The organism is Bradyrhizobium sp. USDA 4538, assembly GCF_024171045.1.
Classification (GTDB): domain Bacteria; phylum Pseudomonadota; class Alphaproteobacteria; order Rhizobiales; family Xanthobacteraceae; genus Bradyrhizobium; species Bradyrhizobium australafricanum.
In genome coordinates, this window is sequence record NZ_JALJZE010000001.1 from 2657686 (window position 1) to 2681781 (window position 24096).

The following is a 24096-nucleotide window of genomic DNA, read 5'->3' on the forward strand; positions in this document are numbered from 1 at the left end:
CGGGAAGCCCCACGCGGCGCCGGCCCGGAATCCATGACTTGCGACGGTGATCATGTATTCGGAGCGCATCGCCGGCGCGATATCGCGGAATGACGTCGGGTGTCATTTCTTGCCCACCTGCGCGCGCAGGCGCTCTCCCCGCTCGCGCAGCTCGGGCGTCAGCGCCTCGCCGAAATCCTCCGCGGCAAACACCTGGCGGATTTCGATCTCGGAGCCGCCGTCGAACGGCGCGCGCTTCATCCAGTCGATCGCTTCGTCGAGCGACTTGGTCTCGATCAGCCAGAAGCCGGCGACCAGATCGCTGCTCAGGCCGAACGGGCCGCGCGACACCGTGCTCTGCCCGCCGGCATATTTGACGCGGGCACCCTTGCTGGTCGGATGCAGCCCCTCGCCGGCCTGCATCACGCCGGCCTTGACCATCTCCTCGTTGAACTTGCCCATCGCCGCGAGCAGCTCGGTGCTCGGCATCACGCCGGCCTCGGTGTCCCTGTTCGCCTTCACGATCACCATGAACTTCATTGTCCTGCTCCGTTGTCTTGTTCAGCTGCCTTGCCGGTATCTCCGGTGCTCGTCTCAAGGACGACGCGGGGCTTGCCACGCCGACAGGCCAAGCGAAATTATTTCGGAGGTCATTGCATCGCGCGCCACAGCCCTCAGCGGTCCTGCCTGACAAGTTCGCCGTCCTGGTGCGACGGGCCGAAATAGACGTCGATGCGCGACACCTTGTCGCCGTCGAACACGAAGAACTCGGTGTTGCGAAAGCTCTTGCCGTCGCGGGCGACGCAGCGATAGGTGACGAAGGCCTCGACGCCGTCGACCATGATGCGCTCGATCTCGTGGCGGCCGATCCAGCCGGAGTCGCGCCAGCACTGGGCGAAATAGGTCGGCTTGTCGATGTTCTCGCCATAGGGCGTCGAGAAGCGAAAATCCTCCGCGAACGCCGCCTCGACGCTCGCGCGGTCATTGGCGAGGTAGGCGGCGAAGAGGGAGCGGATGATCTCCGCCCTGTTGCCAGCTGCAGCCATGTCGTCTCCCACACGTGTCGCCCGGGGCCCCGGAGCGACCAGCGCTCCGGAAACCCGGGCCTCAGCGAGATGACGAACGGGGTGGCGCGAAAGCGACATCCCGCCACGATTTATTTTTGGAACCGGGTCGGAGGCCGGCTTGCGTCAGGTTTCCCGCGGGAACATGCCGAAATAGGGCTCGGCCTCCTTCAGAACGCGCGCGAAGGACGGCCGCGCCATCAGCCGCTCGAGATAGGCGGCCAGATGCCGATGGCCATCTCCGAACGGCTCGACCTTGTTGCCGTAGAACATCGTCGGCGCGGCCGCGCAATCGGCCAACGAGAAATACTCGCCCATCATCCAGCCGCCACGCGCTCGTTGCTGATTCAGGATCAGTTGCTGATCCAGGATCGCATAGGAGGTGCGGAGTTGCGCCCGCGCCTCGGCGACGCCATGCGGATCCTTGCTGTCCGCGGGCCGCAGCCGGTCGCCGACGACCTTCTGCATCGGCAGGTGGACATAGAGATCGAGGAAACGATCACGCAGCCGGGTCTGCAGTGCGAGGTCCGGATCCTCGGGGATCAGCCTGACGGCACCGGGATAATGCCGGTCGAGATATTCGATGACGATGCTCGATTCCGGCACCGTCTCGCCCCGCGTCTCGTCGCGGAGCACGGGAAAGCGGCCGATCGGCGACAGCGCGAGCAGCGCCGCGCGCTCGGCAGGATCGCCGAGATTGACCATGTTCGGCGTGAACGGCGTGCCGTTCTCGTAGAGCGCAATCAGCGCCTTCCAGCAGAACGAGGACAGCGGGTGGTAATGCAGGGTAAGCGACATCGGAACTCCATCATGGAATGAGTGACCGGAGGACGAGCCCGGGACCGCCCTTCCGACATCTCGTGCGGCGATTTTTTTCGTATGGATACTTTTCGTATGGATACTTATTGCGGTCGGCGGGCGTGGAGACCCAAGCATCGAACGCGACGCACATTCATCGAGGACGCGAGACGCGCCTTGTTCCCATGCTGAAAGAGTATAGAACGGCCGACGCACCCATGTCATTGCGAGCCAACGGGTCGCGCGAAAGCGCGCCCGATGACAGGCTCCGCGAAGCAATCCACCTCGCCACACGGGAAGAATGGATTGCTTCGTCGCTATCGCTCCTCGCAATGACGGCCGAGCCAGCTGAGCGCCTCTCAGGTTGACATCACCAGGTAAAGGTCGCAGACGGTCGGGATTTCCTGCCCGAACCGATGGACCATCCGATGAATCCCGCTTCCCCCAAAGTCGCACTCGTGACCGGCGCCGCGCGTGGCATCGGGCTTGCCGCGTCGAAACGCTTTCTCGCCGACGGCTGGCGCGTCGCGCTGCTCGACATCGAGGGTGAATTGCTGCGCGCGGCGGTCGCGGCGCTGAAGCAGCCCGACGACACGCTGGCGCTGACCTGCGACGTATCGGACGCCGCTGGCGTGGCAGCCGCGATCTCTGCGATCACGGACCGGTTCGGCCGGCTCGACGCGCTGGTCAACAATGCCGGCATTGCCGTGTTCACGCCGGTGCTGGAGACCTCGGACGCCGACTGGAGCCGGATCATGGCGGTCAACCTCACCGGCCCGTTCCTGTGCACCAAGGCGGCCGCGCCTGTGATGCGCGAGCATGGCGGCGGTGCGATCGTCAACATCACCTCGATCTCGGCGGTGCGCGCCTCGACGCTGCGCTCGGCCTACGGCACCAGCAAGGCCGGCCTTGCGCATCTCACCAAGCAGCTCGCGGTCGAGCTCGCCTCGCTTGGCATCCGCGTCAACGGCGTCGCGCCCGGGCCGGTCGAGACCGCGATGGCCAAGGCCGTCCACACGCCGGAGATCCGCGCTGACTATCACGACGCCATCCCGCTCAACCGCTATGGGCTGGAGGAGGAGCTGGCGGAGGCGATCTTCTTCCTGTGCTCGGATCGCGCCAGCTACATCACCGGACAGATCCTCGCCGTCGACGGCGGCTTCGACGCCGCCGGCATCGGCCTGCCGACCCTGCGCGGCGCGCGACGGAATGGGTAACGGTTGATCGAACGAACTAATGTCACACCGCGACGGGACTGCACTCCCTCGCCCCGTTCTTACGGGGAGAGGGTTGGGGTGAGGGGCCCTCTCCGCGCGCGCAATACCAGTTAGTCTCGCGGAGACTCCCCCTCGCCCGGAACGCATCTGTCGATGCGTTCCGACCTCTCCCCGCACGCGGGGCGAGGTAAAGCAGAGTCACTGCGCTATCAGCGCTCGTTCACCGAGACCACGCGCCAGGCATTCGGCAGCCGGTCGATCCGCGTCAATGACAGCGGATCGATGACGAAGCGCAGCGCGAGCTCCGGCGCGAGATCGAGTGCAATCGCGAGCACGGCGCGGATGGTACCGGAATGCACGACCAGTACGACGTCGCCGGCCGGCAGACGCGCGAGCCCTGCCCGCGCCCGCGCGATCTGATCGGCAAAGCTTTCGCCGCGCGGCGGCCGGTTGCTGCCCGGCGACTGCCAGAACGCGCGATAGGCCGCGCCGAGCTCGGCTTCGATCTCGCTGTGACGCCGGCCGGTCCAATCGCCAAAATCCTGCTCGCGAAAGGCGTCGTCCTCCGTTGCAGTCAGGCCGAGCTTTGCTGCGGTCTCGCGGGTGCGCCGCGCCGGACTGCAGACCGCGCGAGCGTGGGCCGGCAGCCTCGCCTGCAACGACGCGAATGCCGCGGCATCGCCGAGGTCGGCGGGCGCATCCGGCGCGTGGATCACGCCGCGCGGACCGTCCACCGGCGCATGACGGATCAGCCAGAAACGCGTTTCGCGATTCATGTTCTGCTTACGCTTTCATTTTGACGCGTTTTCTTCACGCGAACCGGTCTCCACTTCGCTCGAAAACGCTCTAACCTAACCGCGCCGCGAGCAGTACCAGGATCGCGGTTTCCGCGACCTGCTCCGCACCGCCGAGCACATCGCCGGTCTGGCCGCCGATCTGCCGCTTTGCCGCGAGCACCATGACCAGTGCGCTCGCACCGGCCGCGATCGCCGCCAGCAGCGCGCTGCCGAACGGCAAGGCGAGGACTGCGATCAGCAGCGCCAGGCCGGCCGCGACCACGGCAATTGTCCCATCGGGCCTACCGGCATTGGCGGCGAGCCCGTCCTTGCGCGCATAGGGCAGGCTGATCGCGATCCATGGCAGCACGCCGCGGCCCAGCGCGTGCGCAGATATCAGGCTCTGCACCACAAATCCGTTCGGAAGTGCAGCCAGCGCCGCGAGCTTGGCGGCAAAGCTCACCACCAGCGCCAGCGCGCCATAGGTGCCGAGCCGGCTGTCGCGCATGATCTCGAGCTTGGCCGCGACATCGCGGCCGCCGCCGAACCCGTCGGCGACATCGGCGAGCCCGTCCTCATGCAGCGCGCCGGTGAGCAGCGCACCGCCGCCGAGCGCGAGCGCCGCGGCGGCGAGATCCGGCACACCGATCGCCCGCAGCAGCAGGCAAATCAGGCCGATCGCCGCCCCGATGGCGGCCCCGACCAGGGGAAACAGCCGCTGCGCCCGCGCAAAGCTCTCCGTCCGCGCGCCGTCCGGATGCGGCATCGGCAGGCGGGTCAGGAAGGCCGTCGCGGTCCGGAGATCGTCGAGCCATTGATTCATGGTGAAGGCCTGGAAATTGGGCTAAAGCGCGACGAGATCGGGCTCGATCTCATCGCGCTTTAGCTTCTTGTTAGGGCATGATCTCCGCGCAAATGCTACGCATTTGTCGCGAGGGAAAACCGCTTCACACGTTTCCGGATCATGCATTAGCTTGCGGCCCGCTCGACGAGGGAATCGCATGCAGTTCAGTACTCTAGACGACATCCGCGGCTTTTGTCGCGACCTGCCGCAGGGCGACGAGGCCAGTGCCGCGGCCGCCACGCAGCGCCAGCAGAACCTGACCAAGCCGCCGGGAAGCCTCGGCCGCCTGGAGGAGGTTGCGATCTGGCTGGCGCGCTGGCAGCGGCGCGAGCTGCCCCGGCTCGACCACGTCACGATCGCCGTGTTCGCCGGCAATCACGGCATCGCCGAGCGCGGCGTCTCAGCCTATCCCTCCGAGGTCACCGCGCAGATGGTGGCGAACTTCGCCGCCGGCGGCGCTGCGATCAACCAGATCGCCAGGCTTGCCGGTGCGGAGTTGTGCGTCGAGCCGCTCGAGCTCGCGCGCCCGACCCGCGATTTCACGACCGGACCGGCGATGGACGCTGCCGATTTCCTCGTCGCGCTCGATACCGGCTGGCGCACGGTGCCCGAGCAATGCGATCTGCTCGTGGTCGGCGAGATGGGCATCGCCAACACCACGGTCGCCGCGACGCTGTGCGCGGCATTGATGGGCGGGCGCGGCGTACGCTGGGCCGGCCGTGGCACCGGCGTCGACGATGCCGGGCTGATACGCAAGCGCACCACGATCGATGCGGCGCTCAAGCTGCATCGCGGCGTGATCGACGATCCGCTCGTCACCGCGATGTCGCTCGGCGGACGCGAGCTCGCGGCGATCGCGGGGGCCGTGCTGGCAGCGCGCGCACGCTGCATTCCGGTGCTGCTCGACGGCTTCGTGGCGACAGCGGCGGTGCTGCCGCTGGCGCGGCTTGCGCCCGATAGCCTCACGCATTGCCGCGCCGGACATGTGTCGGCCGAGCTTGGCCACCGCGAATTGCTGCGCGAGCTCGAGCTCGCCCCCTTGCTCGACCTTAACATGCGGCTCGGCGAAGGCTCCGGCGCGGGGGTTGCGATCCTTTTGTTGCGGGCGGCGCTCGCCTGTCATGGCGGCATGGCGACCTTTGCCGAGGCCGGCGTCTCCGGCGCGGACTGAGGCTCCCGGGAGAGCCGGAGGGTTCCCTCAAAAAAGCCGGTGCATAGCGTCGGCGCGGGTCGACAATCTTCGCGTGTGCAGCATGACCTCTGCGCGCTGGAGGCCTAACCTTCGCGGCGGTGGGATGCCGGCCGACGTCTCAGCCGTGCTGAACCAGATACCGGGGAGAAATCACCTCATGTCGGGCGTTCTCATCAATCTGATCATTCAGGTCATCAGCGGAGCCGTCGGCGGCAATGTCGCGGCGGGAGCGGCCAAGAACATCGATCTCGGCACGCTCGGTAACACCATCGCAGGCGCCATCGGCGGCGGCGCGGGCGGACAGCTTCTGGGCATGCTGATCCCGCTGCTCGCCAATTCCGGCGCGACGCCTGACATCGGCAGCATCATCGGCCAGGTCGCCGGCGGCGGCGTTGCCGGCGCTGTGCTCACTGTGATCGTGGGGGCGCTCAAGAACCGCGCGGCCTGAGCCACCTGCTGTCGCGACCGGGACATCGGTCTTGACGATGCCCCATTCCGGCGCGAGGCTTCCGGCTTGAGATGCGGCGGCACCTCGATCGCATCGTGGCAGGGATTGCGCGCATGAAAATACTTGTCGCGGCGGCAGCTCTCTGCGCAACGGTTAGCTGCGCGCAAGCAGATGTTCGTATCCTCGCCAGCCCCGGCGGGCAGGTCGGCCCGTTCATCGAACTGTTCGACAAGGTGCGCGAATCGGGCGAGCGCGTCGTGATCGACGGGCCCTGCCTGTCGGCCTGCACCCTGGTGCTCTCGATGGTGCCAGGCGACCGCATCTGCGTGACGCGGCGCGCCGTGCTCGGCTTCCACGCCGCGCGCTCGATCGACCAGCGCGGCCGCACCTATGCAGAGCCGGAAGCGTCCGTGGCGGTGCTGCAAGCCTATCCAGCACCGGTGCGCGGCTGGATCGCCCGCCGCGGCGGCCTGACCTCGCGCCTGCTATTGCTGCGCGGCCGCGAGCTCGCGGCGATCTATCCGCGGTGCAGGTAGCGGCAAATTTACACCGTCATTGCGAGGAGCGAAGCGACAAAGCAATCCATGTCCCCGCTTGCGGAGCGAAGGATTGCTTCGCGGAGCCTGTCATCGGGCGCGCTTACGCGCGACCCGCTGGCTCGCAATGACGTGGATAGCGCGGCACACACCATCTCCGTCAGCGCGAGCGGACGGAACGTCCGTGCCTACATCCCCTGCGGGCAGTTCACCATCCAGGGGATGCCGAACTGATCGACGCACATGCCGAAGCCGTTGGAGAAGAAGGTCTTGCCGAACGGCATCGTCACCGTGCCGCCCTCGGACAGCGCCTTGAAGCGGCGTTCGGCTTCCGCGGGATCCTCGACCTGCAACGCGACGTGGAAGCCCTGCGGCTTCTGGAAGTGGCCGGGCGGGGCGTCGGAGGCCATGATGATCTCGCCGTCGATCGCGAGGCGGGCGTGCATGATCTTGTCTTTCCAGCCGGGCGGCGTCTGCATCTCCGCACTGCCCTCGCCATAGGGAAAAGTTTCCTCGATCCGGGCGCCGAGAACCTTCTCGTAGAATTTCAGCGCGGCGCCGCAATTGCCGTCGTAGGAGAGATAGGGGTTGACCTGCATCGCATGCTCCCTTGGGTCATTCGAGCCTCGTCCCGATGGTATCGGAACGAGGGCTCTGGATTGTTACCTTGACGCGTTTTCCCGACACGAACAGGTAACCACCTCGCTCGAAAACGCGCTACTTCTCAGTCAGTTTCTTCAGATTGGCGAGACCGACCTCGAAATCCCTGCCGATCATGCGATCCAGGTTCATGAACACCTGCATCACCTTCGACATGAAGACGGCCGGACCATACATGGTCCATGTGACGCTGGTCGCATTTCCCTGCGGCAGCATTGTGAACTCGGCGGTGTTGTGGCCTTCGAACGGCTTGATGAAGTCGAGCTTGATGACGATCTTCGACGGCGCGGAGGATTGCAGGATCTCCATGCGGCCGGCGCCGACATTCTTGTTGCCGTCCCAGGCATAGGCCGCACCCTGCCCGCGCCCGGCACCGCTATAGATCCGCTTCATGGCCGGATCCCGGTTCTCGTAGGGCGACCAGAGCGTCCACTGATGGAAATCGTCGATCAATGGAAATATCCGCTCGGCCGGCGCGTTGATGCTGATCGCACGCGTGACGCGGAGCGTGCCCGGCTTGGTCGCCGCGAGGATGAGGATGACGGCGATCGCGACGCCGAGGACAATCGCGATGATGGCAATGGTCTCGAACATGTCAGTCTCCACAGGGATGGATTGAACAATACCTCACCGGCGAAATGGAAGCATTGCGCGCAGATTGCCGTCGCGCAGATAGAGCCCGCCCCACAGCATCAGGCCGAGATAGAGCCCGAACAGCGTGTGGGTGAACAGCGGGCTGCCGATTCGCACATGCGATGCGATCGCGCCGCCGAGATAGCCGGTGAGCAGGATCGCGCCGAGGATCGAGGTCGGCGGCACCGAGTAGAGCAGCGTGCAGACGATGGTGATGATGCCGAGGCTGCGCGCCAGCGCATCGCTCGCGCCGAAGCCCATCCTGTCCATGGTCTCGGTGACGACCGACAACGGCACCAGCTTGATCGCGCCGTCGAACAGCAGGAACAGGACGACCACGCCGCTCATGACGCGGCCGGCGATGCGGGCGGGCTTTGAGACTTCGGTGTCGACGATCGTCGGCATGACAGGCTCCGTAACGCTTGGTGATGCACTCTGCCTTCATGACGAACGGCGGAGTACGGGGCCGACAAGGCGGGCGAAGATTTTTTCAGAAGTCAGGCAGAGTCGATTGAGAGCTGCGACAAGCTCCCTCTCCCGCTTGCGGGCAGGGCAATCGCATATGGCTCTAGCACCGATGTTTCCGCGCCGTCATGGCCGGGCTTGTCCCGGCCATCCACGTCTTTCTGTCGCGGAAACCGAGACGTGGATGCCCGGCACAGGGCCGGGCATGACGAGTTTGTGGAGCTATCGAGCCCATATGCGATTGCCCTGCACTCGCGGGGGAGGCGCGTTGCCAAAATATCGAAAACAACCCCATGCAAAGTAGCCGGCGGTGGCCGGCGTCCGACCGGGCTACTTGACACGTCGGGCAACTCAGGGATAGTTTTCCAATATTCCGAAATCACCCAGACGCACGCTCGCCCCCGGCGGGCATATGGCATTCGCGCGCTTCTGCAAGCGACGTTTCCACGTCGTCATGGCCGACAGCCATATGCGATAGCCCTGCGCTTGCGGGGGAGGTGCAGCGAGTATGCCGGTGCGCTGTTGCTGACCGCTACTTCGCCTTCGCGTTGCGCGGCTGGCTGTCGCGCATCAGGCGGTCGATGTGCATGCGGATATGGGCGGCTTCGGCGGTGGTGTTGGCGAGCGCGATGGCGCGGTCGAAGGCGATGCGGGCGTCCTCGTTGCGGCCGAGCTGCATCAGGAAGGCGCCGCGGACGCCGAAATAGTGGAAGTAGTTGGCAAGCCGCGGCGCCAAGGGCTCGATCATCTCGAGCGCGGCTTCCGGCCCCTTTACCTTGGAGACCGCAACGGCGCGGTTGAGCGTGATCACCGGCGACGGCTGCATGACCTCGAGCGCGCCGTACAGCAGGTCGATCTGGGTCCAGTCGGTATCCTCGGGCTTTTCCGCGCGGGCATGCAGCGCCGCGATCGCCGCCTGCACCTGATAGGGCCCGCTGCGGCGGTGACGCATCGCCTTGTCGATCAGCGCGAGGCCCTCGGCGATCTGCTTCTGATTCCACAGCCTGCGGTCCTGGTCGTCGAGCAGGATCACCTGGCCATCGGCGTCGAAGCGTGCCTCGGCGCGGGCATGCTGCAACAACAGCAGCGCCGTCAGCCCCATGATCTCGGGCTCGCTCTGGAACAGCCGCAGCAGCAGGCGGGCGAGGCGAATCGCCTCCTCGCACAGCGGCGCGCGGATTTCGGCGGTGTCGCCGCTCGCCGAATAGCCCTCGTTGAAGATCAGATAGATCATCGCCGCGACCGAGGCGAGCCGCTCGCTGCGCTCGACCGCGCCAGGCGTCTCGAACGGCACGTTGGCATCGGCGACGCGCGCCTTGGCTCGCGTGATGCGCTGCTCCATCGCCGCTTCCGAGACCAGGAAGGCGCGCGCGATCTGCTTCACCGTGAGACCTGAGACGATGCGCAGCGCGAGCGCGATCTGCTGCGTCGCCGGCAGATCCTTGTGACAGCAGATGAACAGCAGCCGCAGGATGTCGTCGCGGTAATGCGAGCCGTCGAGCCGCTCTGCGATCTCGTCCTCGGCGTCGTCGAGGTCGGAGATCGCCTGGTCGTCCTCGGGCAGCGGCTGCTGCTTCTTGTTGCGGCGGACCTCGTCGATCGCGACGTTGCGGCCGACCATGATCAGCCACGCCGCGGGATCGCGCGGCGGGCCGTTCTGCGGCCAGCTCTTGAGCGCCCGCAGGCAGGCGTTCTGGAACGCCTCCTCGGCGGTGTCGAGATTGCGGAAGTAGCGCAGCAGGGCGCCGACCGCCTGGGGACGCGCGGACGTCAACGCAGCATCGATCCAGGCGGTGTCGGTCACGCTCACGCCTTGGTACCTCCCTGATTGAAGTAGCCGACCGGGCGGATCTCATAGGTGCCGCCGGGATTGGCCTCGCCGAGGTCGCGCGCGATGTCGAGCACCTCGTCGAGGTTCTTGCCCTCGACCAGATAGAAGCCGAGCAGCTGTTCCTTGGTTTCGGCGAACGGGCCGTCCAGCACCAGCGGCGGGTTTTCCTTGCGCAGCGTGGTCGCCGCGGTGGTCGGCAACAGCCGCGCCACCGGGCCGAGCTTGCCCTGCTTGGCGAGCTTGTCCTGCACGACGGACAGTTTCTGCATGACGGAGGCGTCGTGTTCCTTGCTCCAGGAGCCGACCATGTCTTCGTCATGATAGCAGAGGATGGCGTACAGCATCGAAAAGGCATCTCCGTTCATTGCAAGAACGAACAATTATGCCCGCTGCCGACAGGGGGCGCGAAAGAAATTTAGGTTCCGGATGCCGACGGTCGATTTTGATTGAGGCTCCATGGCGAGCTTCGACGGACGGGACGTTTGTCGCGGCGACGATGAACGTGCGGTTACCAATAGACGCCGTCGCGGGCGGCGATCCGGCGTGCCTTGGCTTTATCGCTCTCGCGATGGCGGATGTGGCTCCTCGGACGGGGCGCCTGCCGCCGCGGAGACTCCACGGGTTGCGCCTGAGCCTGCGATGGGGCTGGCTGGACCTCGCTCTGCGTTGGAGCAACGGCCGGTGAGCCTGAGCCGGCGTGTCAGCGTTTGCGACCACGGGCGTGGGCCGTGGCGACGGCGGCGCGGATGAAAGCCGACACCAGGATCAGTTTGCACATGGAAGTTCTCCCCTGTTGATGGCAGGAGATGAGAGCGGGCCGGACCCGCTCTGTGACATATATCACATATACGCTGGAGGTATCGGGATGAGTAAGGGCGCGCTCGCGCTGCTGATCAATGGCGGCTCGGAAAACTGGTCGTCGGCGCGCTGGAAGGCGCGGTTCGACGCGGTCTGCCCGGACCGCCGCGTGGTGCTGCTGCCGGACGGCGCGCTCGATCCCGCCGAGGTGCATTACGCCGCAGTGTGGAAGCCGAAGCCGGGCGAGCTCGCGGCATTCAAGAACCTGCGCGTTATCTTCAACCTCGGCGCCGGGGTCGACGCGCTGATGGCCGATCGCTCGCTGCCCGACGTGCCGCTGGTGCGGGTCGCGGTCTCCGATCTCACCGACCGCATGACCGAATATGTCGTGCTGCACGTGCTGATGCATCACCGCCAGGAGCTCTATCTGCGGGAGTCGCAGCGGGTGAAGCGCTGGGCGCCGGACTATCAGTGGGCGGCGAGCGCGATCACCGTCGGCGTCATGGGGCTCGGCACGCTCGGTGCCGCCTCGGCGCAGGCACTGCGCGCGCTCGGCTTCTGCGTCGTCGGCTGGAGCCGCAGCGAGAAGCGGATCGACGGCATCGCCTGCTATCACGGCGCGGACGGGCTCGACGCATTCCTGCGCGAGACCAACATCCTGGTCTGCCTGCTGCCGCTGACGCCGGACACAAGGCACGTGCTCAACCGCGACGCGTTCGCGAAGCTGAACCGCAACAGCCCGCTCGGCGCGCCCGTCATCATCAATGCCGGCCGCGGCGGCTTGCAGAACGAGGCCGACATCCTGCGCGCGCTCGATGAAGGCACGCTGGGCGCCGCCTCGCTCGACGTCTTCGAGACCGAGCCACTGCCCGAGGCGAGTCCGTTCTGGAGCCACCCGAAGGTCGTGCTGACGCCGCACAACGCCGCCGACACCGACGCCGACGAGATCTCGAAATATGTCGCGCAGCAGATCGCGCGATTCGAGGCCGGCGGCGCGCTGGAGAACCTCGTCGATCGCAAGCGGGGGTATTAGCACCGCCGTCACCCCACACAGAGCGTCGTCCCGGCGAAAGCCCATAGGCGCTAAGATAGTTTGATCATAGTCTGATAGTGGCGCTTATGTCTGGGTGGCTCGCGTAGATGTCGCCGGAGAGCGTGACTGGCTCTGCAGAGTAGAGCGATTGCGGGCTGTGGAATGATCGCTTGCCGTAGCGAAGCTACGAGCTGGCGCAGCAGACGCCACGTCACTGGGTGGGTCAGGCGGCGTCGGCCAAGCGGGGAGAGTCTTCGAGTTCGTCGACGAGCGGCTCGAGCAATAGAATGATCAGCAGATGAGCGAGGATATGGGGTCTGGCGGACCGCTCGTCGGTTCCGGGAGGTCCCTTCAGGCCAATCAGGCTTTTCAGCCGCTTGAAGCCGAGCTCAATGGTAAGCGGCAAGCTGAGGCCGTCAGGCTGCGTGGTTCCATGGCATAAGCGCGTCGATTTGGCTGCTCGGCCAGCCGTTGGCGATACGCTGAAGTGTTAAGGCGAGCCAGGCGAACGGATCGACGTTGTTCATTTTCGCCGTCTGCAGCAGCGTTGCGATGGTCGCCCAGGTTCGTCCGCCGCCGTCGCTGCCAGCGAAGAGGCTATTCTTTCTCGTGATTGTTAGTGGCCTGATGGCGCGTTCGACGACGTTGGAGTCGAGCTCGATGCGACCATCGGTCAGGAAGCGTTCGAAGATGGCACGCCGCGAGACGGCATAGCGGATCGCCTCAGCCAGTTTTGATTTGCCGGAGATCCGCCGCAAGGTCTGCTGCCAGAGATCGAAGAGATCTGCGACGATCGCCGCGGAGGCTTGCCGGCGCGCGGCAACGCGAGCGTCGGGGCTTTGACCGCGCACGGTCTTCTCGACCTGCCAGAGCCTTGCCATCCGCTCGACCGTCGCCGTTGCCACTTCCGAGCTCCCTGCAACATGCAGCTCGTAGAACTTGCGTCTGCAGTGTGACCAGCAGCCAGCCAATGTGATGCCATCATTGCCGCGATCGGATCGCGCGAGCTTGTTATAGGCGGCATAGCCATCCACTTGCAGGATGCCGCGATAACCATTGAGATGGCGGACCGCGCATTCGCCGGAGCGGCTGTCTTCGAAGCGATAAGCCACCATCGGGGGACCGCTGCGGCCAAAGGTTCGGTCATCCCGGGCATAGGCCCATAAGTAGGCCGTCTTTGTCGATCCGGAGCCCGGAGCGAGCGTCGGCAAAGTGGTTTCGTCGGCAAAGACCCGTTCGGCCTTCTTGACCTCGCTGAAGATGTAGTCGGCCACGATCTCGAGCTCGAAGCCGAGCTTGCCCATCCATTGCGCCATCAGCTGGCGGTCGAGCTCGACATGATCGCGGGCGTAGATAGCCTCCTGCCGGTAGAGCGGCAGGCCATCGGCATATTTGGCGACGGCTATCTGGGCCAGAAGCGCTTCCGTCGGAATGCCTCCTTCAATGATATGGGCCGGGGCCGGCGCCTGGATGACGCCGTCCGCGTTCTTGAAGGCATACCTGGGACGGCGCGTGACGATCACCCGGAACTTCGCCGGCACCACATCCAGGCGCTCCGACACGTCCTCGCCGATCAGCACCTTCTGCTTGCCGGCATGCTCAGCCAGCTCTTCCGGCTCAATGACGGTTTCGATCCGTTCCAGATGGGGCGCAAAGCCCTTGCGCCGACGCGGTGCACGCTTGCCATCCGCCTGCGCACGGCCCTTGCTGACCTGGGCCTTGATCGCGGCGATGCCGGTCTCGATCTCCTCGAAGACGAGGGCCTGCTGTTCATCGTCGCCGTTCGCCGAGCCGAGCTTCTCCGATCGTCGGCCGAACCGGGCGCGGTCGAAGGCCTTCAGGATTTGCGTCAGCCGCTCGATGCGCGCATCGGCATCGGCGTTGCGGGCCTTGAGATCGGCGACTTCGCTCTCCAGAGCATCGGCGCGGGCCGCTTTCTCGGCCATGGCAAGCACCATGGCTTTCAGCGTCTCTACGTCATTCGGGAGGCTGAGATCGGGCGGCGTCATTGACCCGACCAGAGCACATTTTGCCCCGGTTCTCTTGCCCTTTCAGGCCGCTGATTCACTTCGCCGCAGTGCTTTTACCCAACAATCTCCGGCGGCTTGACCGCCGCGGTCCGGACCCGCTTCCAGTCCATCCCATCCACCAGTGCCATCAACTGCGCAGCATTCAGCTGCACCCGATGATGCCCGATCCGCGGCCAGCAGAACCTCGCCTTCTCAAGCCGTTTTAAATAGAGGCACACGCCGGAGCCATCCCACCATACGATCTTTATTCGGTCGGCTCTTTTGGCGCGGAACACATAAAGCGCACCGTCGAACGGATCTGAGCCGGCATCGCGCACCAGCGCAACAAGGCCATCGATACCCTTGCGGAAGTCGACTGGATGGCTCGCCAGGAACACCTTCACGCCGGAGGGGATCATGCCGAACGGACCGCCCGGATCACCCGCTGCAACTGCGCCTCGTCGACGTCCACGCCGGCGCGCACGATCACCTCGCCAATGGCAATCTCGATCACCGCGCCTGCCACAGGCGCCACCACACCCTCGCAACTCGAGTGCCGTGAGCGATAACGCCGCCGCTCGGCCCGAGCGTCACGGCGCCAGGCGAACAGCTGCGACGGGTGAATGCCGATCCGGCGGGCGATCGCCGAGACGCTCGCGCCAGGCTCCAGCGCCTCCATCACGACTTGGGCCTTAAACTCGTCCGACCAGCGTCGGCGAAGCTGCCGCGGCGCTCCCTCAAGACGGTCGGGGACCGCTTCGATCATATGGAAGGTTCTAGTTCCAGAACTAGGCGCAGACATAGAAGCTCACATCGGCTCACAAACTTAGCAGCCGATAGCCGATCGTTCACCCCCTCCGCCAGACGGGGTCTCCTTGCTTTCAATTACCCACATTTGACGTCGGATTTGAGCGAGGCGCCGCGGGCGAAATCTTGAATCGGTAGAATCTGTTGTGATTCGTTGTTGAGCACCTGATTCGGAAGCGCGGGGTGCTCGATGGGCTTGGTGAAGGAACGTGCCGGGGCGCGTGCTCAGCGATTGACGACTGGTATCGAGACGTGGGTTGATCGGGAAGCTGCGGGATGCGAGTTTAAGGATGAGCGGCTTGGTCGCCGGTTCTGCAAATTGCTCGCACAAATCGGGAGCGACATGGGTCAAAGCATCCCGCTGGTTTGTCAGGATTGGGCCAACACGAAGGCCGCTTATCGCTTCCTCTCCAACGAACGGGTCAACGAGGCGGATATTCTTTGCGGTCATTTCGAGGCGACGCGCGGGCGCGTAGCGGCGACGGAGGGACCGATCCTCGTCCTCCATGACACGACGGAATTCAGCTTCAAGCGCGAGAAGCCGGATCTGATCGGCTTTACGGGTAAGACGGCAGGACGCACGCAGTGCGGCATCCTGATGCATTCGAGTCTCGCCGTGACGACCGAGGGGCTTCCGCTCGGACTGTCGGCAATCAAGTTCTGGACCCGCAAGAAGTTCAAGGGGACGACGGCGCTGAAGCGAAAGATCAATCCGACACGGGTGCCGATCGAGCAGAAGGAGAGCATCCGCTGGCTCGAGAATTTACGGCAATCGACCGACCTTCTCGCTGCTCCCGGGCGATGCGTTCATATTGGTGATCGCGAGAGCGACATCTATGAGCTGTTTTGCCTGGCCGAGGAGGTCGGAACGCATTTCCTGGTGCGAACCTGTGTTGATCGGCTTGCCGGGGACGGCAATCATACAATTGCCGACGAAATGGACGAGGTTACGATCAAGGGTCTACATCGGATCAAGGTCAAGGACGACAAAGGCGATCCCGACGACGCCGTTCTTGAGATCAGGTACCGCAAGATACGCGTCCTGCCGCCGATCGGCAAACAGACGAAATATCCCGCACTCACTCTGACCGTGATCCATGCTCAAGAGCGAGGAAGGCCGAAGCGGCGAAAGAAAATCGAGTGGAAGCTCCTCACCGATCTTCCGGTCCAATCGCGCAAGGACGCCATCGAGAAGATTGAATGGTACGCGTTGAGGTGGAAGATCGAGGTCTTCCATAAAATCCTCAAATCGGGCTGCAAAGCAGAGGACTCAAAATTGCGAACTGCTGAGCGTCTGGTCAATCTGGTCGCGGTCTTCTGCATTGTGAGTTGGCGCGTCTTCTGGATGACGATGCTCAATCGCTCCTCGCCGAATGCCGTACCGCAAACGGCGCTGACGGATCCCGAAATCAGGCTTCTTGATCATTTGGTGAAAGACAGGGGTGGTGATTGCTCTCGACGAAGCACGCTCTCGCACTATGTCGTCAAGATCGCGCGGCTCGGAGGATATTTAGCCCGAGCCAACGATCCGCCTCCAGGAAATACCGTGATCTGGCGCGGATTATCGCGGCTGACCGACATCGAACTTGGAGCCGCAATCGAGGCAACAATTATGGGTAATTGAAAGGTCTCCTTGCCGCTTACGCTCAATGCGCCATCGCAGCCGATAGAGGGCGAGGATATCTGCAGTCGTGAAGTCCTCTGGCCTGAGTGAGGTCACCAGGATCACCCAATCTGCGGCGTCAAGTGTTTGCCTGGAGAGCTGATGACCTCCCTTTTGTGCAGTCCGGCGCGCCTTGCGTCGCGCAGCCGCAGCAGCTTGCGCCGGCTTCTTCGCGGCAACCAGACGCACTGCGAGCGGCGGCGCACCTGACTTGCGCTTTATCCAAATCGGCCGATCGATCAGGCCACGCGCCGAGGCGTTGCGCAGTTCGGCAGTGAGGTCAACAAGATTACCTTCGGCATCGAGCCAGCGCGCGCTCTTCCAGCCGGCCCGGATCACGAAGTCCGCATCGGCATCGACGAGATGCGCCATGCGCTCCGGTTGCAGATAGGCGCGATCGGCAAGACGGATCTCACCGGCAACCGCCGGTATCCGATCCAGCGTCTCGCCCGCTCGCTGATCGGTCAGTTCGAAGTGACCAAAGCGCTCCTGCGGAAGATCGAACGCGCTATGGATACGCCACACTGCGTTCTTGTTCCTGCCGCTCGTCCCAGCCTTGGGGACCGTCGTGGCGTCAACAATACGGATCAGACGACCGCGGCTCGCCTTCGGCGCCGCGGCGGCAAGCGCCTGCTCGACCAAGATTGCCAGCCAATCTCCGCACTGACGTAAGCGATACAACAGAGCCACGTTGGAGATATCGACAAGCCCAACCGACGTGGCCCATGCCGCCGTCAACCGCAGCCCTTTCTCACCAAGGCAATAAGCCAAGATCAGGCGCAGCAAGTCGACCGCATTGCTGATCTCCCGCGGACGGACAAACGCCTTCGTCTTGCGCGCGCTAATGTTCAGAGCCTCGGCTCCGCCAAGTCGGGCGACAACGCGCGCCCAATCTTTGTTCACAAGCGATTCGTGTGCCATTCCATCTTGGAATCACAAGCGAATCCAAGGCGCAAATCCTATTTTAGCGCCTATGGGCGAAAGCCGGGACGACAAATGGAGAGGCCGCCTCTCAGCCCATCCCGGCAACGAGTTCGGCGAGCCGGTCGTAGGCGAGCTCGACGCCCTTCTCGATACCGGGATTGAGGTGACGCTGCTGACGCAGGCGTGAGCGGTCTAGGATTTGCGCGCGAAGGTGACGTGGGTCGCGTGCGGGCTCGCGACATGCGAGACGACGGCGTAGCCGAGGGCGGGCAGATCAATGCCCGCGAACAAACTCTCGCCGGCGCCGAGCACGACCGGCGGCAGCACCAGTTGCAGCTCGTCGAGCAGACGCGCCTGCAGGAATTGCCGCACCACCGAGACGCCGCCGCCGACGCGGATATCCTTGTCACCGGCAACCGCGCGCGCCCGCTCGAGCGCCGCGAGCATGCCGTCGGTCACGAAATGGAACGTGGTGCCGCCTTCCATCTCGATGTCGGGCCGTGCGTGATGGGTCAGCACGAACACCGGCGTGTGGTACGGCGGATTGTCGCCCCACCAGCCTTTCCAGGCATGATCCGGCCATGGTCCGCGGATCGGGCCGAACATGTTGCGGCCCAGGATCCAGGCGCCGATCCCCTCCATCGACTTGCGCGCGATCTCGTCGTCGAGACCGGTGGTGCCGCCATCCTGGCCGGTCATCGCGCGAAAGGTTCGCGTCTCGAAGAACCAGGCCGCGGGCAGCGCCAGGCCGCCGACGCCGAACGGATGTTCGAGGCTCTGATTCAGCGCCGCGCCAAATCCGTCGATCGAGACCGTGAATACTGAAGTCCTGACTTTTCCCATGATGTTCCGCTTCCGTGAGTGGGGAGACCTTACGGAAGACGGGCGGGAAAGCCAGCGCCCGACATTTGCCCGGCAAGAAAATTGGACGGCTATTTCGCCCCGCACAGCACGTCGATCGCACCCTTCACGATCGCCTCGAGCTCCTTGCGCGGCACGCGGGCACGGGCGCGGATCGCGATGGTATGGATGGTGGCAGAGGCCAGATGCGCCAGCGACGCCGGATCGGTCCCCTCAGGCAGTTCGCCGCGTTCCTTGGCATGGCGGAAGCAGATGCCGAACGCCTTGTCGAGCTCGGTCAGTCCCTCGACCACCATGGTGCGGATGTCCGGATCCGACACCGCCTCGGACGCCGCCGTCATCACGGTGAAGCAACCGCGCGGGCCGGACTCGCCGGAGAGATAGATGTCGAGCGCGATGCGATAGATGCGCTCGAGCCGCTCGCGCAGCGGCGCGTCGGCGCGGAAGATATCGACCATCGCGGCGCGCGCGTCGTCGCGATAGCGCTGGTAGCTCTTGATGTAGAGCTCGCGCTTGTCGCCGAACGCGCCATAAAGGCTCGGCCGGTTCATGCCGGTCGCGGCGCTCAAATCATCGAGCGAGGTCGCGGCAAAGCCGTCGCGCCGGAACAGATCCAGCGCCTTGCCGAGCGCAACATCAGGCTCATAGGCGCGCGGCCGCCCGCGGCGCTTCGGCGCGACCGGCGCCACGATCTTGGCAGCAGACGGCGGCTTCTTACTTTTTTGTACCATTTCGCATTTAATTCCTTGACGCCACTAATATTATCCAAGACAGTACAAAAATCAATAACGGCCGGATCCCCGCGCCAGACACTGGAGGCACCCATGGACCTTTATTTCTCGCCCCTCGCCTGCTCGATGGCGACCCGCGTCGCGCTCTATGAAGCGGGCCAGCCGGCCAACTATCTCGAGGTCGATCCGAAGACCAAGGCGGTGCGCAACGACGGCTCCGACTTCAACAAGGTCAACCCGCTCGGCCTGGTGCCGACGCTGCGCACCGACGACGGCGTCGTGCTGACCGAGAACGCCGCGATCCTGCAATATGTCGCCGACCAGTTTCCGCGCGCCGGCATCGGCACGGCGTCGAACGCCGAGCGTTCAAAGCTGCATCAATGGCTGTGCTTCATCGGCACCGAGCTGCACAAGGGCCTGTTCCTGCCGCTGCTCGACAAGAAGGCGCCGCCGGAGGCCAAGACCTATGCGCTGGAGAAATACGTCTCGCGGCTCGACTATCTCGAGGAGCACCTGAAGGGCCGCGACTATCTGCTCGATCATTTCAGCGTCGCCGACGCCTATCTCGTCACCGTGATCAACTGGACCATGGCAACGCCGCCGATCGAGCTCGCGAAATGGCCGGCGCTGAAGGCCTATTACGAGCGCCTGCGCGCCCGTCCCTCGGTCGCGAAGGCGATCGCGGAGGAGTTCGAACTCTACAAGGCCGAGATCGCGCGGCATAAGGCTGCGGCGTAGGGCACTCTCGTCTCCCTCTCCCCGTTCTTACGGGGAGAGGGTCGGGGTGAGGGGCTGCTTCCGCGAGTTGCGAATGCGGTGAGACCTGTCCCCCCTCACCCGGATCGCATCTTGCGATGCGATCCGACCTCTCCCCGCAAGCGGGGCGAGGTGAAGGGGTGCCGCGGTCAGCATCCTCGGCAAATCGAAAGCTTGCGCTTATCGAGCTCCCCGGCTGCAGGCTTCCCCTTCCCGCCGGGAGGGGACGGCGTCTCTAGAAACACCGGCATGAAGTATTTCCATTCATCGTAGTATTCGGCCGGCAAGGAATATGGCTGGCATAGCGTGATCGCTTGCAGCGCGCTCTTGCGATAGGCTTGGGAGTAGTCTGACACGGCCGGACTGTTCTGCGACGACACCGACGGTTGCTCCGCCAGCGAGCCCTCGGGCGTCAGCCTGATCTCGGAACCAACTTTATGTTCGCTGCCTCGTCCCCAACGGGGGCAGGTTTACGCCAACACTTGGTGACCTGAGAGCGAAACAGCGGCCCCCATTTTGCGGAATGGTCTGCGCTGCTCTGCGCAGCCGCGGGCTGGGCAAGGATGAGAGCAGTCGCGAGCAAGAGGCCTGCCAGCACTACGGCTGTAGAACGTTCAATTGGCATGTAATGGATCCGGCGGACGCGGTGAGGTTGCAATCGCCGACCAGCATAAATCAGCCCTCTTCGAGACGCGCAAACGTTTTCGATGAGTCCCCACAACGACCCGTAGCCCCGGATGGAGCGCAGCGCGATCCGGGATCGACCGCACAACAGGAGAGATCGTCCCGGATTTCGCTTCGCTCCATCCGGGCTACAAGGCTACGGAGAGCCGATCAGAACGGCTCCTGCCCCAGGCCCGGCACGTCGGCCGGACGCGGGCCCGGGGCGGGCCAATGGAAGCGGCGGTCCTTCTCCGAGATCGCGATGTCGTTGATCGAGGCCTCGCGGCGGCGCATCAGGCCGTGCTCGTCGAACTCCCACTGCTCGTTGCCGTAGGAGCGAAACCAGTTGCCGCCGGCATCGTGCCATTCGTACTGGAAGCGGACCGCGATGCGGTTGCCGTCGAACGCCCAGAGATCCTTGATCAGGCGATACTCCTGCTCCTTCTCCCATTTGCGGGTCAGGAAGGCCACGATCGCCTCGCGGCCCTGAAACACCTCGGAGCGGTTGCGCCAGCGGCTGTCCTCGGTATAGGCGCCGGCAACCCGAACCGGGTCGCGCGAATTCCAGGCGTCCTCCGCCATGCGCGCTTTCTGTGCGGCGGTCTCGCGGGTGAAGGGTGGCAGCGGCGGGCGTGACATCGGCGATCCCTCGCGGTTGAAGCATGATCCGGAAAAGTGTGAAGCGGTTTTCCGAAAAGATCATGCTCGAAATGTAAGACAAACGCGATCAATCTGATCGCGCTTTGTCAGGCGCAAATCTATCGCCGCGCCGCGCCGAGTCGATGGGTCGTTTCTTATCGCCCGATAGCTGGAGCCTATTCCGTTCCGGTTGTATCGGAACGGGGCTCCGGATTCCTGTTTTGACGCGTTTTCTTCACGCGAACTGGTACCCACTTCGCTCGAAAACGCTCTAAGACAGATCGGCCTTCATCAGCGCGCGAATAGCCTTCGGAATCGGCTGCGCGCGGCCGCCGCTGATGAAGGCGACGCGGACCTCGGCCTTCACAAGCACGTCATCGCCGCGCCGGACTTCCTGAGCGAGCATGATGGAGGCGCCCTTCACAGCGATCGGCCAGGTCACGACGTCGAGCACGTCGTCCATCCGCGCCGGCTTGAGGAAGTCGAGCGTCATCGAGCGCACGACAAAGGCGAAGCCGCCGGTCTCCTCCTGCGCTTCATCGAACAGCGCCTGCTGCTCGGCGCCCATCAGACGAAGATGATTGGTACGGCCGCGCTCCATGAAGCGCAGGTAATTGGCGTGATAGACGATGCCGGAAAAATCGGTGTCTTCGTAATAGACGCGGACCTGCATATGGTGGCGGCCGTCGCGGATCTGGCCGTCGAGAATGGGTGAGGTCATTTGCAGCCCCCGATTGCGCAAGACTTTGGTTCGTATTGCGCAAAATCGCCGGCCGACGCAAGCACGGTCGGGAAATCTTGGGATCGGCTGGCGATCTGGATCAGGCGACCTTCTGGAATACCTTGTTTCTGACGACCTCTTGGTACCGATGATCTGTTCTGACCAGGTCGTCAACGATCATCTTGACTTGAAAAGCGTCGATCTGCTCATCGGTATATTGATCGCCGATTGCCGGAATTTTCGTCGGATCGAGTGACGATCCCCTCAGACGCCATTCATAGTCGTCGAAATCCATGTAACCGCCAACCTTGAGCAGTTTGTCGCACAAGAAGTAGTTCAAAGCGTCGACTGCGACCGTGTGCGCGCCGTCGAGAAAGCAATAATCATAGATCGGAGCGCCCTCATACTGCCTGATCAGCTTCATGAGAGACCAGTTGTAGGAATCGTTGAACTTCTGGGTGTTGCCGAAATATGAGATCTTGTTGGGGTAGGCGCTGAGCTTTGTCTCCGCGCGCTGAACCGCATCGTTGAAATCGAAAAGATGCAGCTCACACTCGGGAAACAGCTGGCAGACGTTTCTTGCGGTATCCGCCATGTAGATTCCAAATTCGGCGTAACGGAACGGCTGCTCCCGGCCGAAAACGGTTTTCATGAACTCGTAGGTGCCTGTCGTCCCCTGGACACCGACGACGAGCTTCTTGGGATACCAATCCTGCATTTTGCGTAATCCCTCCCGCTACCTTAGGGTGAAGGGTACCGTCCACAGAAATATGCGGCAACTTACGATCCTTCATCGCGGCCATGTCGAAAGGCGCCACTCCGGAACCGGAACGGATACAGCGCGGTTACTTTCGACGGAACCGCCGTCGGCCCGCATCCGATGCGCAGCTCTCGCCCACGCAAAGCGTAGTCATGACACCACCGGCCCCTTTGCGCCGAGCGTGACCTGCACGATCTCGGGCGGCACGCCGAGGCGGAACGGCATGATGCTGCAGCCGAGGCCGCCGGAGACGACGACGTCGCATTTCAGCTTGATATGGCCATACGCGAGCCGCATGCCGTGCTTCACCGGTACAGCCGGCGACCAGCCGAGCAGCCGGACCTGTCCGCCATGGGTGTGGCCGGACAGCTGCAACGCGACACGCGAGGGCACGCGGAGCGCGACGTCGGGCTCATGCGCGAGCAGGATCACCGGCGCGTCGTCTGTGACCTTGGCAAGCGTCGCGTTGAGATCGTCGACGCCGATGCGCGTGACCTGGCGATAGGGCCGCGCCGCCATGAAGGCGAGCTGGTCACCGAGACCGGCGAGCCAGAACGGACGACCGTCCTTGGCGAGCCGCACCGCGTCGTTCTCGTAGACCGGAATCCCCGCCCCCTCCAGCGCGCGGCGCGCCAGCGGGATGCCGCGCCCCAAGCGCTGTACCGCCTTGTCTTCCCAGTAGTCGTGGTTGCCGAGCACGGCGTGCACGCCGAGCGGCGCCTTCAGGCCCTTCAGCACCGCGGCCCAGTCGGAGGCCGGAATGAAGCGGGTGACGTGGCGTAGCCCCGCGACATAGTCGCCGAGCAGTACGATGATGTCGGGGTTCAGGGCGTTCGTCCGCTCGACGATCTCAGCGATGCGATCGAGCGACATCCAGGGATCGCAGGCGTGGATGTCGGCGAGTGCGGCGATCTTGAGCGGAAAGTCCGCCGGCCATTGCCGCGGCGACAGATCGTAGCGCGTGAGCGCGAGGCGGACGACCGGCTCGCTCAAGCCATAGGCCGCGGTCGAGGCGGTGGCGGCGGTCAATCCACCGAACCCGCGCAGAAAATGACGACGTGAAATCATGGACGTGTGATCGGTGATGCCTGGCGCTTGTCGAAAACACTCTGGGCTATCATAGGCCCTTTGATTGGAGCGAAATTGGGCCGCGTTTGTGCAGACGGCCTGCAGGGATGCCGCAATGGTTAGTAGGCAAGGTTACCGGCAAGCGCGACGCGCTGCATCAACACGTCATTCACGTCTTTGGGAGCGGAGGGCTTTTGCTTCAGCATGAAGAACCGCTTCG

Annotated in this window: 28 protein-coding genes; 7 read left to right on the plus strand and 21 right to left on the minus strand. The window is 64.2% G+C overall.

Annotation, left to right across the window (positions count from 1 at the left end; genetic code table 11):
• Positions 1-102 precede the first annotated feature (102 nt).
• The 3 genes from J2R78_RS11730 to J2R78_RS11740 all read right to left on the minus strand — a co-directional run bounded on the left by J2R78_RS11730 (position 103) and on the right by J2R78_RS11740 (position 1841).
• A complete protein-coding gene (locus J2R78_RS11730) occupies positions 103-519 on the minus strand; it encodes a YciI family protein (RefSeq protein WP_057016223.1) in 417 nt (138 codons plus the stop codon).
• 134 nt (positions 520-653) lie between these two features.
• On the minus strand, positions 654-1025 hold the full coding sequence (locus J2R78_RS11735; protein ID WP_092087578.1) for a nuclear transport factor 2 family protein: 372 nt from the start codon (positions 1023-1025) through the stop codon (positions 654-656).
• A gap of 144 nt (positions 1026-1169) precedes the next feature.
• A complete protein-coding gene (locus tag J2R78_RS11740) occupies positions 1170-1841 on the minus strand; it encodes a glutathione S-transferase family protein (RefSeq protein ID WP_253604491.1) in 672 nt (223 codons plus the stop codon).
• 428 nt (positions 1842-2269) lie between these two features.
• Here J2R78_RS11740 and J2R78_RS11745 point away from each other — a divergent pair, with 428 nt between their 5' ends.
• A complete protein-coding gene (locus tag J2R78_RS11745; protein WP_253604493.1) occupies positions 2270-3058 on the plus strand; it encodes an SDR family NAD(P)-dependent oxidoreductase in 789 nt (262 codons plus the stop codon).
• A gap of 209 nt (positions 3059-3267) precedes the next feature.
• Here the strand turns inward: J2R78_RS11745 and J2R78_RS11750 are convergent, their stop codons facing one another.
• Both J2R78_RS11750 and cobS read right to left on the minus strand, forming a co-directional pair.
• Positions 3268-3834 (minus strand): histidine phosphatase family protein, encoded by a 567-nt coding sequence (locus J2R78_RS11750; protein WP_253604495.1) that lies wholly within the window; start codon positions 3832-3834, stop codon positions 3268-3270.
• A 70-nt stretch (positions 3835-3904) separates the two neighbouring features.
• Complete coding sequence (gene cobS / locus J2R78_RS11755) at positions 3905-4657, minus strand: adenosylcobinamide-GDP ribazoletransferase (protein WP_253604498.1); 753 nt, start codon at positions 4655-4657, stop codon at positions 3905-3907.
• A gap of 178 nt (positions 4658-4835) precedes the next feature.
• Here cobS and cobT point away from each other — a divergent pair, with 178 nt between their 5' ends.
• The 3 genes from cobT (at position 4836) to J2R78_RS11770 (ending at position 6854) form a co-directional block, all read left to right on the plus strand.
• Entirely contained in the window at positions 4836-5849 is a 1014-nt protein-coding gene (cobT, locus tag J2R78_RS11760) for a nicotinate-nucleotide--dimethylbenzimidazole phosphoribosyltransferase (RefSeq protein WP_253604501.1), read from the plus strand.
• Between the two features lie 178 nt (positions 5850-6027).
• On the plus strand, positions 6028-6318 hold the full coding sequence (locus J2R78_RS11765; RefSeq protein ID WP_253604503.1) for a hypothetical protein: 291 nt from the start codon (positions 6028-6030) through the stop codon (positions 6316-6318).
• Between the two features lie 113 nt (positions 6319-6431).
• A complete protein-coding gene (locus J2R78_RS11770; RefSeq protein WP_057016263.1) occupies positions 6432-6854 on the plus strand; it encodes a hypothetical protein in 423 nt (140 codons plus the stop codon).
• Between the two features lie 188 nt (positions 6855-7042).
• Here the strand turns inward: J2R78_RS11770 and J2R78_RS11775 are convergent, their stop codons facing one another.
• The 5 genes from J2R78_RS11775 to J2R78_RS11795 all read right to left on the minus strand — a co-directional run bounded on the left by J2R78_RS11775 (position 7043) and on the right by J2R78_RS11795 (position 10787).
• The gene (locus tag J2R78_RS11775) at positions 7043-7453 is read right to left on the minus strand and encodes a VOC family protein (RefSeq protein ID WP_253604505.1); all 411 of its coding nucleotides are present in this window, start codon (positions 7451-7453) and stop codon (positions 7043-7045) included.
• 118 nt (positions 7454-7571) lie between these two features.
• Complete coding sequence (locus tag J2R78_RS11780; RefSeq protein ID WP_253604507.1) at positions 7572-8108, minus strand: SRPBCC family protein; 537 nt, start codon at positions 8106-8108, stop codon at positions 7572-7574.
• 33 nt (positions 8109-8141) lie between these two features.
• A complete protein-coding gene (locus J2R78_RS11785) occupies positions 8142-8552 on the minus strand; it encodes a DoxX family protein (RefSeq protein ID WP_253604509.1) in 411 nt (136 codons plus the stop codon).
• 592 nt (positions 8553-9144) lie between these two features.
• Positions 9145-10422 carry an RNA polymerase sigma factor gene (locus J2R78_RS11790; RefSeq protein ID WP_253604511.1) on the minus strand — a complete coding sequence of 426 codons (1278 nt, stop codon included), beginning with the start codon at positions 10420-10422 and terminating at the stop codon, positions 9145-9147.
• Positions 10419-10787 carry a YciI family protein gene (locus J2R78_RS11795; protein WP_028332829.1) on the minus strand — a complete coding sequence of 123 codons (369 nt, stop codon included), beginning with the start codon at positions 10785-10787 and terminating at the stop codon, positions 10419-10421. Before J2R78_RS11795 ends, J2R78_RS11790 begins: the two co-directional genes overlap by 4 nt.
• A gap of 521 nt (positions 10788-11308) precedes the next feature.
• Between J2R78_RS11795 and J2R78_RS11800 the strand changes: the two genes are divergently transcribed.
• Positions 11309-12274 (plus strand): glyoxylate/hydroxypyruvate reductase A, encoded by a 966-nt coding sequence (locus J2R78_RS11800; protein ID WP_253604513.1) that lies wholly within the window; start codon positions 11309-11311, stop codon positions 12272-12274.
• A 223-nt stretch (positions 12275-12497) separates the two neighbouring features.
• Here the strand turns inward: J2R78_RS11800 and J2R78_RS11805 are convergent, their stop codons facing one another.
• From J2R78_RS11805 to J2R78_RS11820, 4 genes are all read right to left on the minus strand, one after another.
• Complete coding sequence (locus J2R78_RS11805) at positions 12498-12680, minus strand: hypothetical protein (RefSeq protein ID WP_253604515.1); 183 nt, start codon at positions 12678-12680, stop codon at positions 12498-12500.
• A gap of 10 nt (positions 12681-12690) precedes the next feature.
• Complete coding sequence (locus tag J2R78_RS11810; protein ID WP_253604517.1) at positions 12691-14283, minus strand: IS66 family transposase; 1593 nt, start codon at positions 14281-14283, stop codon at positions 12691-12693.
• A gap of 74 nt (positions 14284-14357) precedes the next feature.
• Positions 14358-14702, minus strand: coding sequence for an IS66 family insertion sequence element accessory protein TnpB (gene tnpB, locus J2R78_RS11815; RefSeq protein ID WP_027583889.1), 345 nt, complete (start codon positions 14700-14702; stop codon positions 14358-14360).
• Positions 14699-15049 (minus strand): transposase, encoded by a 351-nt coding sequence (locus J2R78_RS11820; protein WP_253604519.1) that lies wholly within the window; start codon positions 15047-15049, stop codon positions 14699-14701. The genes tnpB and J2R78_RS11820 overlap by 4 nt, the downstream gene beginning before the upstream one ends.
• 231 nt (positions 15050-15280) lie before the next feature.
• Here J2R78_RS11820 and J2R78_RS11825 point away from each other — a divergent pair, with 231 nt between their 5' ends.
• Positions 15281-16714, plus strand: a complete 1434-nt coding sequence (locus J2R78_RS11825) for an IS4 family transposase (RefSeq protein ID WP_069279857.1) — start codon at positions 15281-15283, stop codon at positions 16712-16714.
• Here J2R78_RS11825 and J2R78_RS11830 read toward each other — a convergent pair.
• The 3 genes from J2R78_RS11830 to J2R78_RS11840 form a co-directional block, all read right to left on the minus strand.
• On the minus strand, positions 16652-17656 hold the full coding sequence (locus tag J2R78_RS11830) for a transposase (RefSeq protein WP_253636009.1): 1005 nt from the start codon (positions 17654-17656) through the stop codon (positions 16652-16654). The genes J2R78_RS11825 and J2R78_RS11830 overlap by 63 nt on opposite strands.
• 213 nt (positions 17657-17869) lie before the next feature.
• Positions 17870-18520 (minus strand): dihydrofolate reductase family protein, encoded by a 651-nt coding sequence (locus J2R78_RS11835; protein WP_253604523.1) that lies wholly within the window; start codon positions 18518-18520, stop codon positions 17870-17872.
• An 89-nt stretch (positions 18521-18609) separates the two neighbouring features.
• The gene (locus tag J2R78_RS11840) at positions 18610-19269 is read right to left on the minus strand and encodes a TetR/AcrR family transcriptional regulator (RefSeq protein WP_253604525.1); all 660 of its coding nucleotides are present in this window, start codon (positions 19267-19269) and stop codon (positions 18610-18612) included.
• A 93-nt stretch (positions 19270-19362) separates the two neighbouring features.
• Here J2R78_RS11840 and J2R78_RS11845 point away from each other — a divergent pair, with 93 nt between their 5' ends.
• Entirely contained in the window at positions 19363-20007 is a 645-nt protein-coding gene (locus J2R78_RS11845; RefSeq protein ID WP_229192760.1) for a glutathione binding-like protein, read from the plus strand.
• A gap of 852 nt (positions 20008-20859) precedes the next feature.
• Here the strand turns inward: J2R78_RS11845 and J2R78_RS11850 are convergent.
• The 4 genes from J2R78_RS11850 to J2R78_RS11865 form a co-directional block, all read right to left on the minus strand.
• Positions 20860-21327, minus strand: a complete 468-nt coding sequence (locus tag J2R78_RS11850) for a nuclear transport factor 2 family protein (RefSeq protein WP_057016209.1) — start codon at positions 21325-21327, stop codon at positions 20860-20862.
• Between the two features lie 271 nt (positions 21328-21598).
• Complete coding sequence (ybgC, locus tag J2R78_RS11855; protein ID WP_253604529.1) at positions 21599-22048, minus strand: tol-pal system-associated acyl-CoA thioesterase; 450 nt, start codon at positions 22046-22048, stop codon at positions 21599-21601.
• Between the two features lie 100 nt (positions 22049-22148).
• Complete coding sequence (locus tag J2R78_RS11860) at positions 22149-22766, minus strand: hypothetical protein (protein ID WP_076825032.1); 618 nt, start codon at positions 22764-22766, stop codon at positions 22149-22151.
• A 192-nt stretch (positions 22767-22958) separates the two neighbouring features.
• Positions 22959-23876: a metallophosphoesterase gene (locus tag J2R78_RS11865; RefSeq protein WP_253604531.1), complete on the minus strand. Its 918-nt coding sequence runs from the start codon at positions 23874-23876 to the stop codon at positions 22959-22961.
• Positions 23877-24096: the final 220 nt, after the last annotated feature.

What these genes read in the sequence shown, in the direction of transcription:
- J2R78_RS11730 (WP_057016223.1), bottom strand. Translation starts at nt 519, where the DNA reads ATGAAGTTCATGGTGATCGTGAAGGCGAACAGGGACACCGAGGCCGGC.
- J2R78_RS11735 (WP_092087578.1), bottom strand. Translation starts at nt 1,025, where the DNA reads ATGGCTGCAGCTGGCAACAGGGCGGAGATCATCCGCTCCCTCTTCGCC.
- J2R78_RS11740 (WP_253604491.1), bottom strand. Translation starts at nt 1,841, where the DNA reads ATGTCGCTTACCCTGCATTACCACCCGCTGTCCTCGTTCTGCTGGAAG.
- J2R78_RS11745 (WP_253604493.1), top strand. Translation starts at nt 2,270, where the DNA reads ATGAATCCCGCTTCCCCCAAAGTCGCACTCGTGACCGGCGCCGCGCGT.
- J2R78_RS11750 (WP_253604495.1), bottom strand. Translation starts at nt 3,834, where the DNA reads ATGAATCGCGAAACGCGTTTCTGGCTGATCCGTCATGCGCCGGTGGAC.
- cobS (WP_253604498.1), bottom strand. Translation starts at nt 4,657, where the DNA reads ATGAATCAATGGCTCGACGATCTCCGGACCGCGACGGCCTTCCTGACC.
- cobT (WP_253604501.1), top strand. Translation starts at nt 4,836, where the DNA reads ATGCAGTTCAGTACTCTAGACGACATCCGCGGCTTTTGTCGCGACCTG.
- J2R78_RS11765 (WP_253604503.1), top strand. Translation starts at nt 6,028, where the DNA reads ATGTCGGGCGTTCTCATCAATCTGATCATTCAGGTCATCAGCGGAGCC.
- J2R78_RS11770 (WP_057016263.1), top strand. Translation starts at nt 6,432, where the DNA reads ATGAAAATACTTGTCGCGGCGGCAGCTCTCTGCGCAACGGTTAGCTGC.
- J2R78_RS11775 (WP_253604505.1), bottom strand. Translation starts at nt 7,453, where the DNA reads ATGCAGGTCAACCCCTATCTCTCCTACGACGGCAATTGCGGCGCCGCG.
- J2R78_RS11780 (WP_253604507.1), bottom strand. Translation starts at nt 8,108, where the DNA reads ATGTTCGAGACCATTGCCATCATCGCGATTGTCCTCGGCGTCGCGATC.
- J2R78_RS11785 (WP_253604509.1), bottom strand. Translation starts at nt 8,552, where the DNA reads ATGCCGACGATCGTCGACACCGAAGTCTCAAAGCCCGCCCGCATCGCC.
- J2R78_RS11795 (WP_028332829.1), bottom strand. Translation starts at nt 10,787, where the DNA reads ATGCTGTACGCCATCCTCTGCTATCATGACGAAGACATGGTCGGCTCC.
- J2R78_RS11800 (WP_253604513.1), top strand. Translation starts at nt 11,309, where the DNA reads ATGAGTAAGGGCGCGCTCGCGCTGCTGATCAATGGCGGCTCGGAAAAC.
- J2R78_RS11810 (WP_253604517.1), bottom strand. Translation starts at nt 14,283, where the DNA reads ATGACGCCGCCCGATCTCAGCCTCCCGAATGACGTAGAGACGCTGAAA.
- tnpB (WP_027583889.1), bottom strand. Translation starts at nt 14,702, where the DNA reads ATGATCCCCTCCGGCGTGAAGGTGTTCCTGGCGAGCCATCCAGTCGAC.
- J2R78_RS11820 (WP_253604519.1), bottom strand. Translation starts at nt 15,049, where the DNA reads ATGATCGAAGCGGTCCCCGACCGTCTTGAGGGAGCGCCGCGGCAGCTT.
- J2R78_RS11825 (WP_069279857.1), top strand. Translation starts at nt 15,281, where the DNA reads ATGGGCTTGGTGAAGGAACGTGCCGGGGCGCGTGCTCAGCGATTGACG.
- J2R78_RS11835 (WP_253604523.1), bottom strand. Translation starts at nt 18,520, where the DNA reads ATGGGAAAAGTCAGGACTTCAGTATTCACGGTCTCGATCGACGGATTT.
- J2R78_RS11840 (WP_253604525.1), bottom strand. Translation starts at nt 19,269, where the DNA reads ATGGTACAAAAAAGTAAGAAGCCGCCGTCTGCTGCCAAGATCGTGGCG.
- J2R78_RS11845 (WP_229192760.1), top strand. Translation starts at nt 19,363, where the DNA reads ATGGACCTTTATTTCTCGCCCCTCGCCTGCTCGATGGCGACCCGCGTC.
- J2R78_RS11850 (WP_057016209.1), bottom strand. Translation starts at nt 21,327, where the DNA reads ATGTCACGCCCGCCGCTGCCACCCTTCACCCGCGAGACCGCCGCACAG.
- ybgC (WP_253604529.1), bottom strand. Translation starts at nt 22,048, where the DNA reads ATGACCTCACCCATTCTCGACGGCCAGATCCGCGACGGCCGCCACCAT.
- J2R78_RS11860 (WP_076825032.1), bottom strand. Translation starts at nt 22,766, where the DNA reads ATGCAGGATTGGTATCCCAAGAAGCTCGTCGTCGGTGTCCAGGGGACG.
- J2R78_RS11865 (WP_253604531.1), bottom strand. Translation starts at nt 23,876, where the DNA reads ATGATTTCACGTCGTCATTTTCTGCGCGGGTTCGGTGGATTGACCGCC.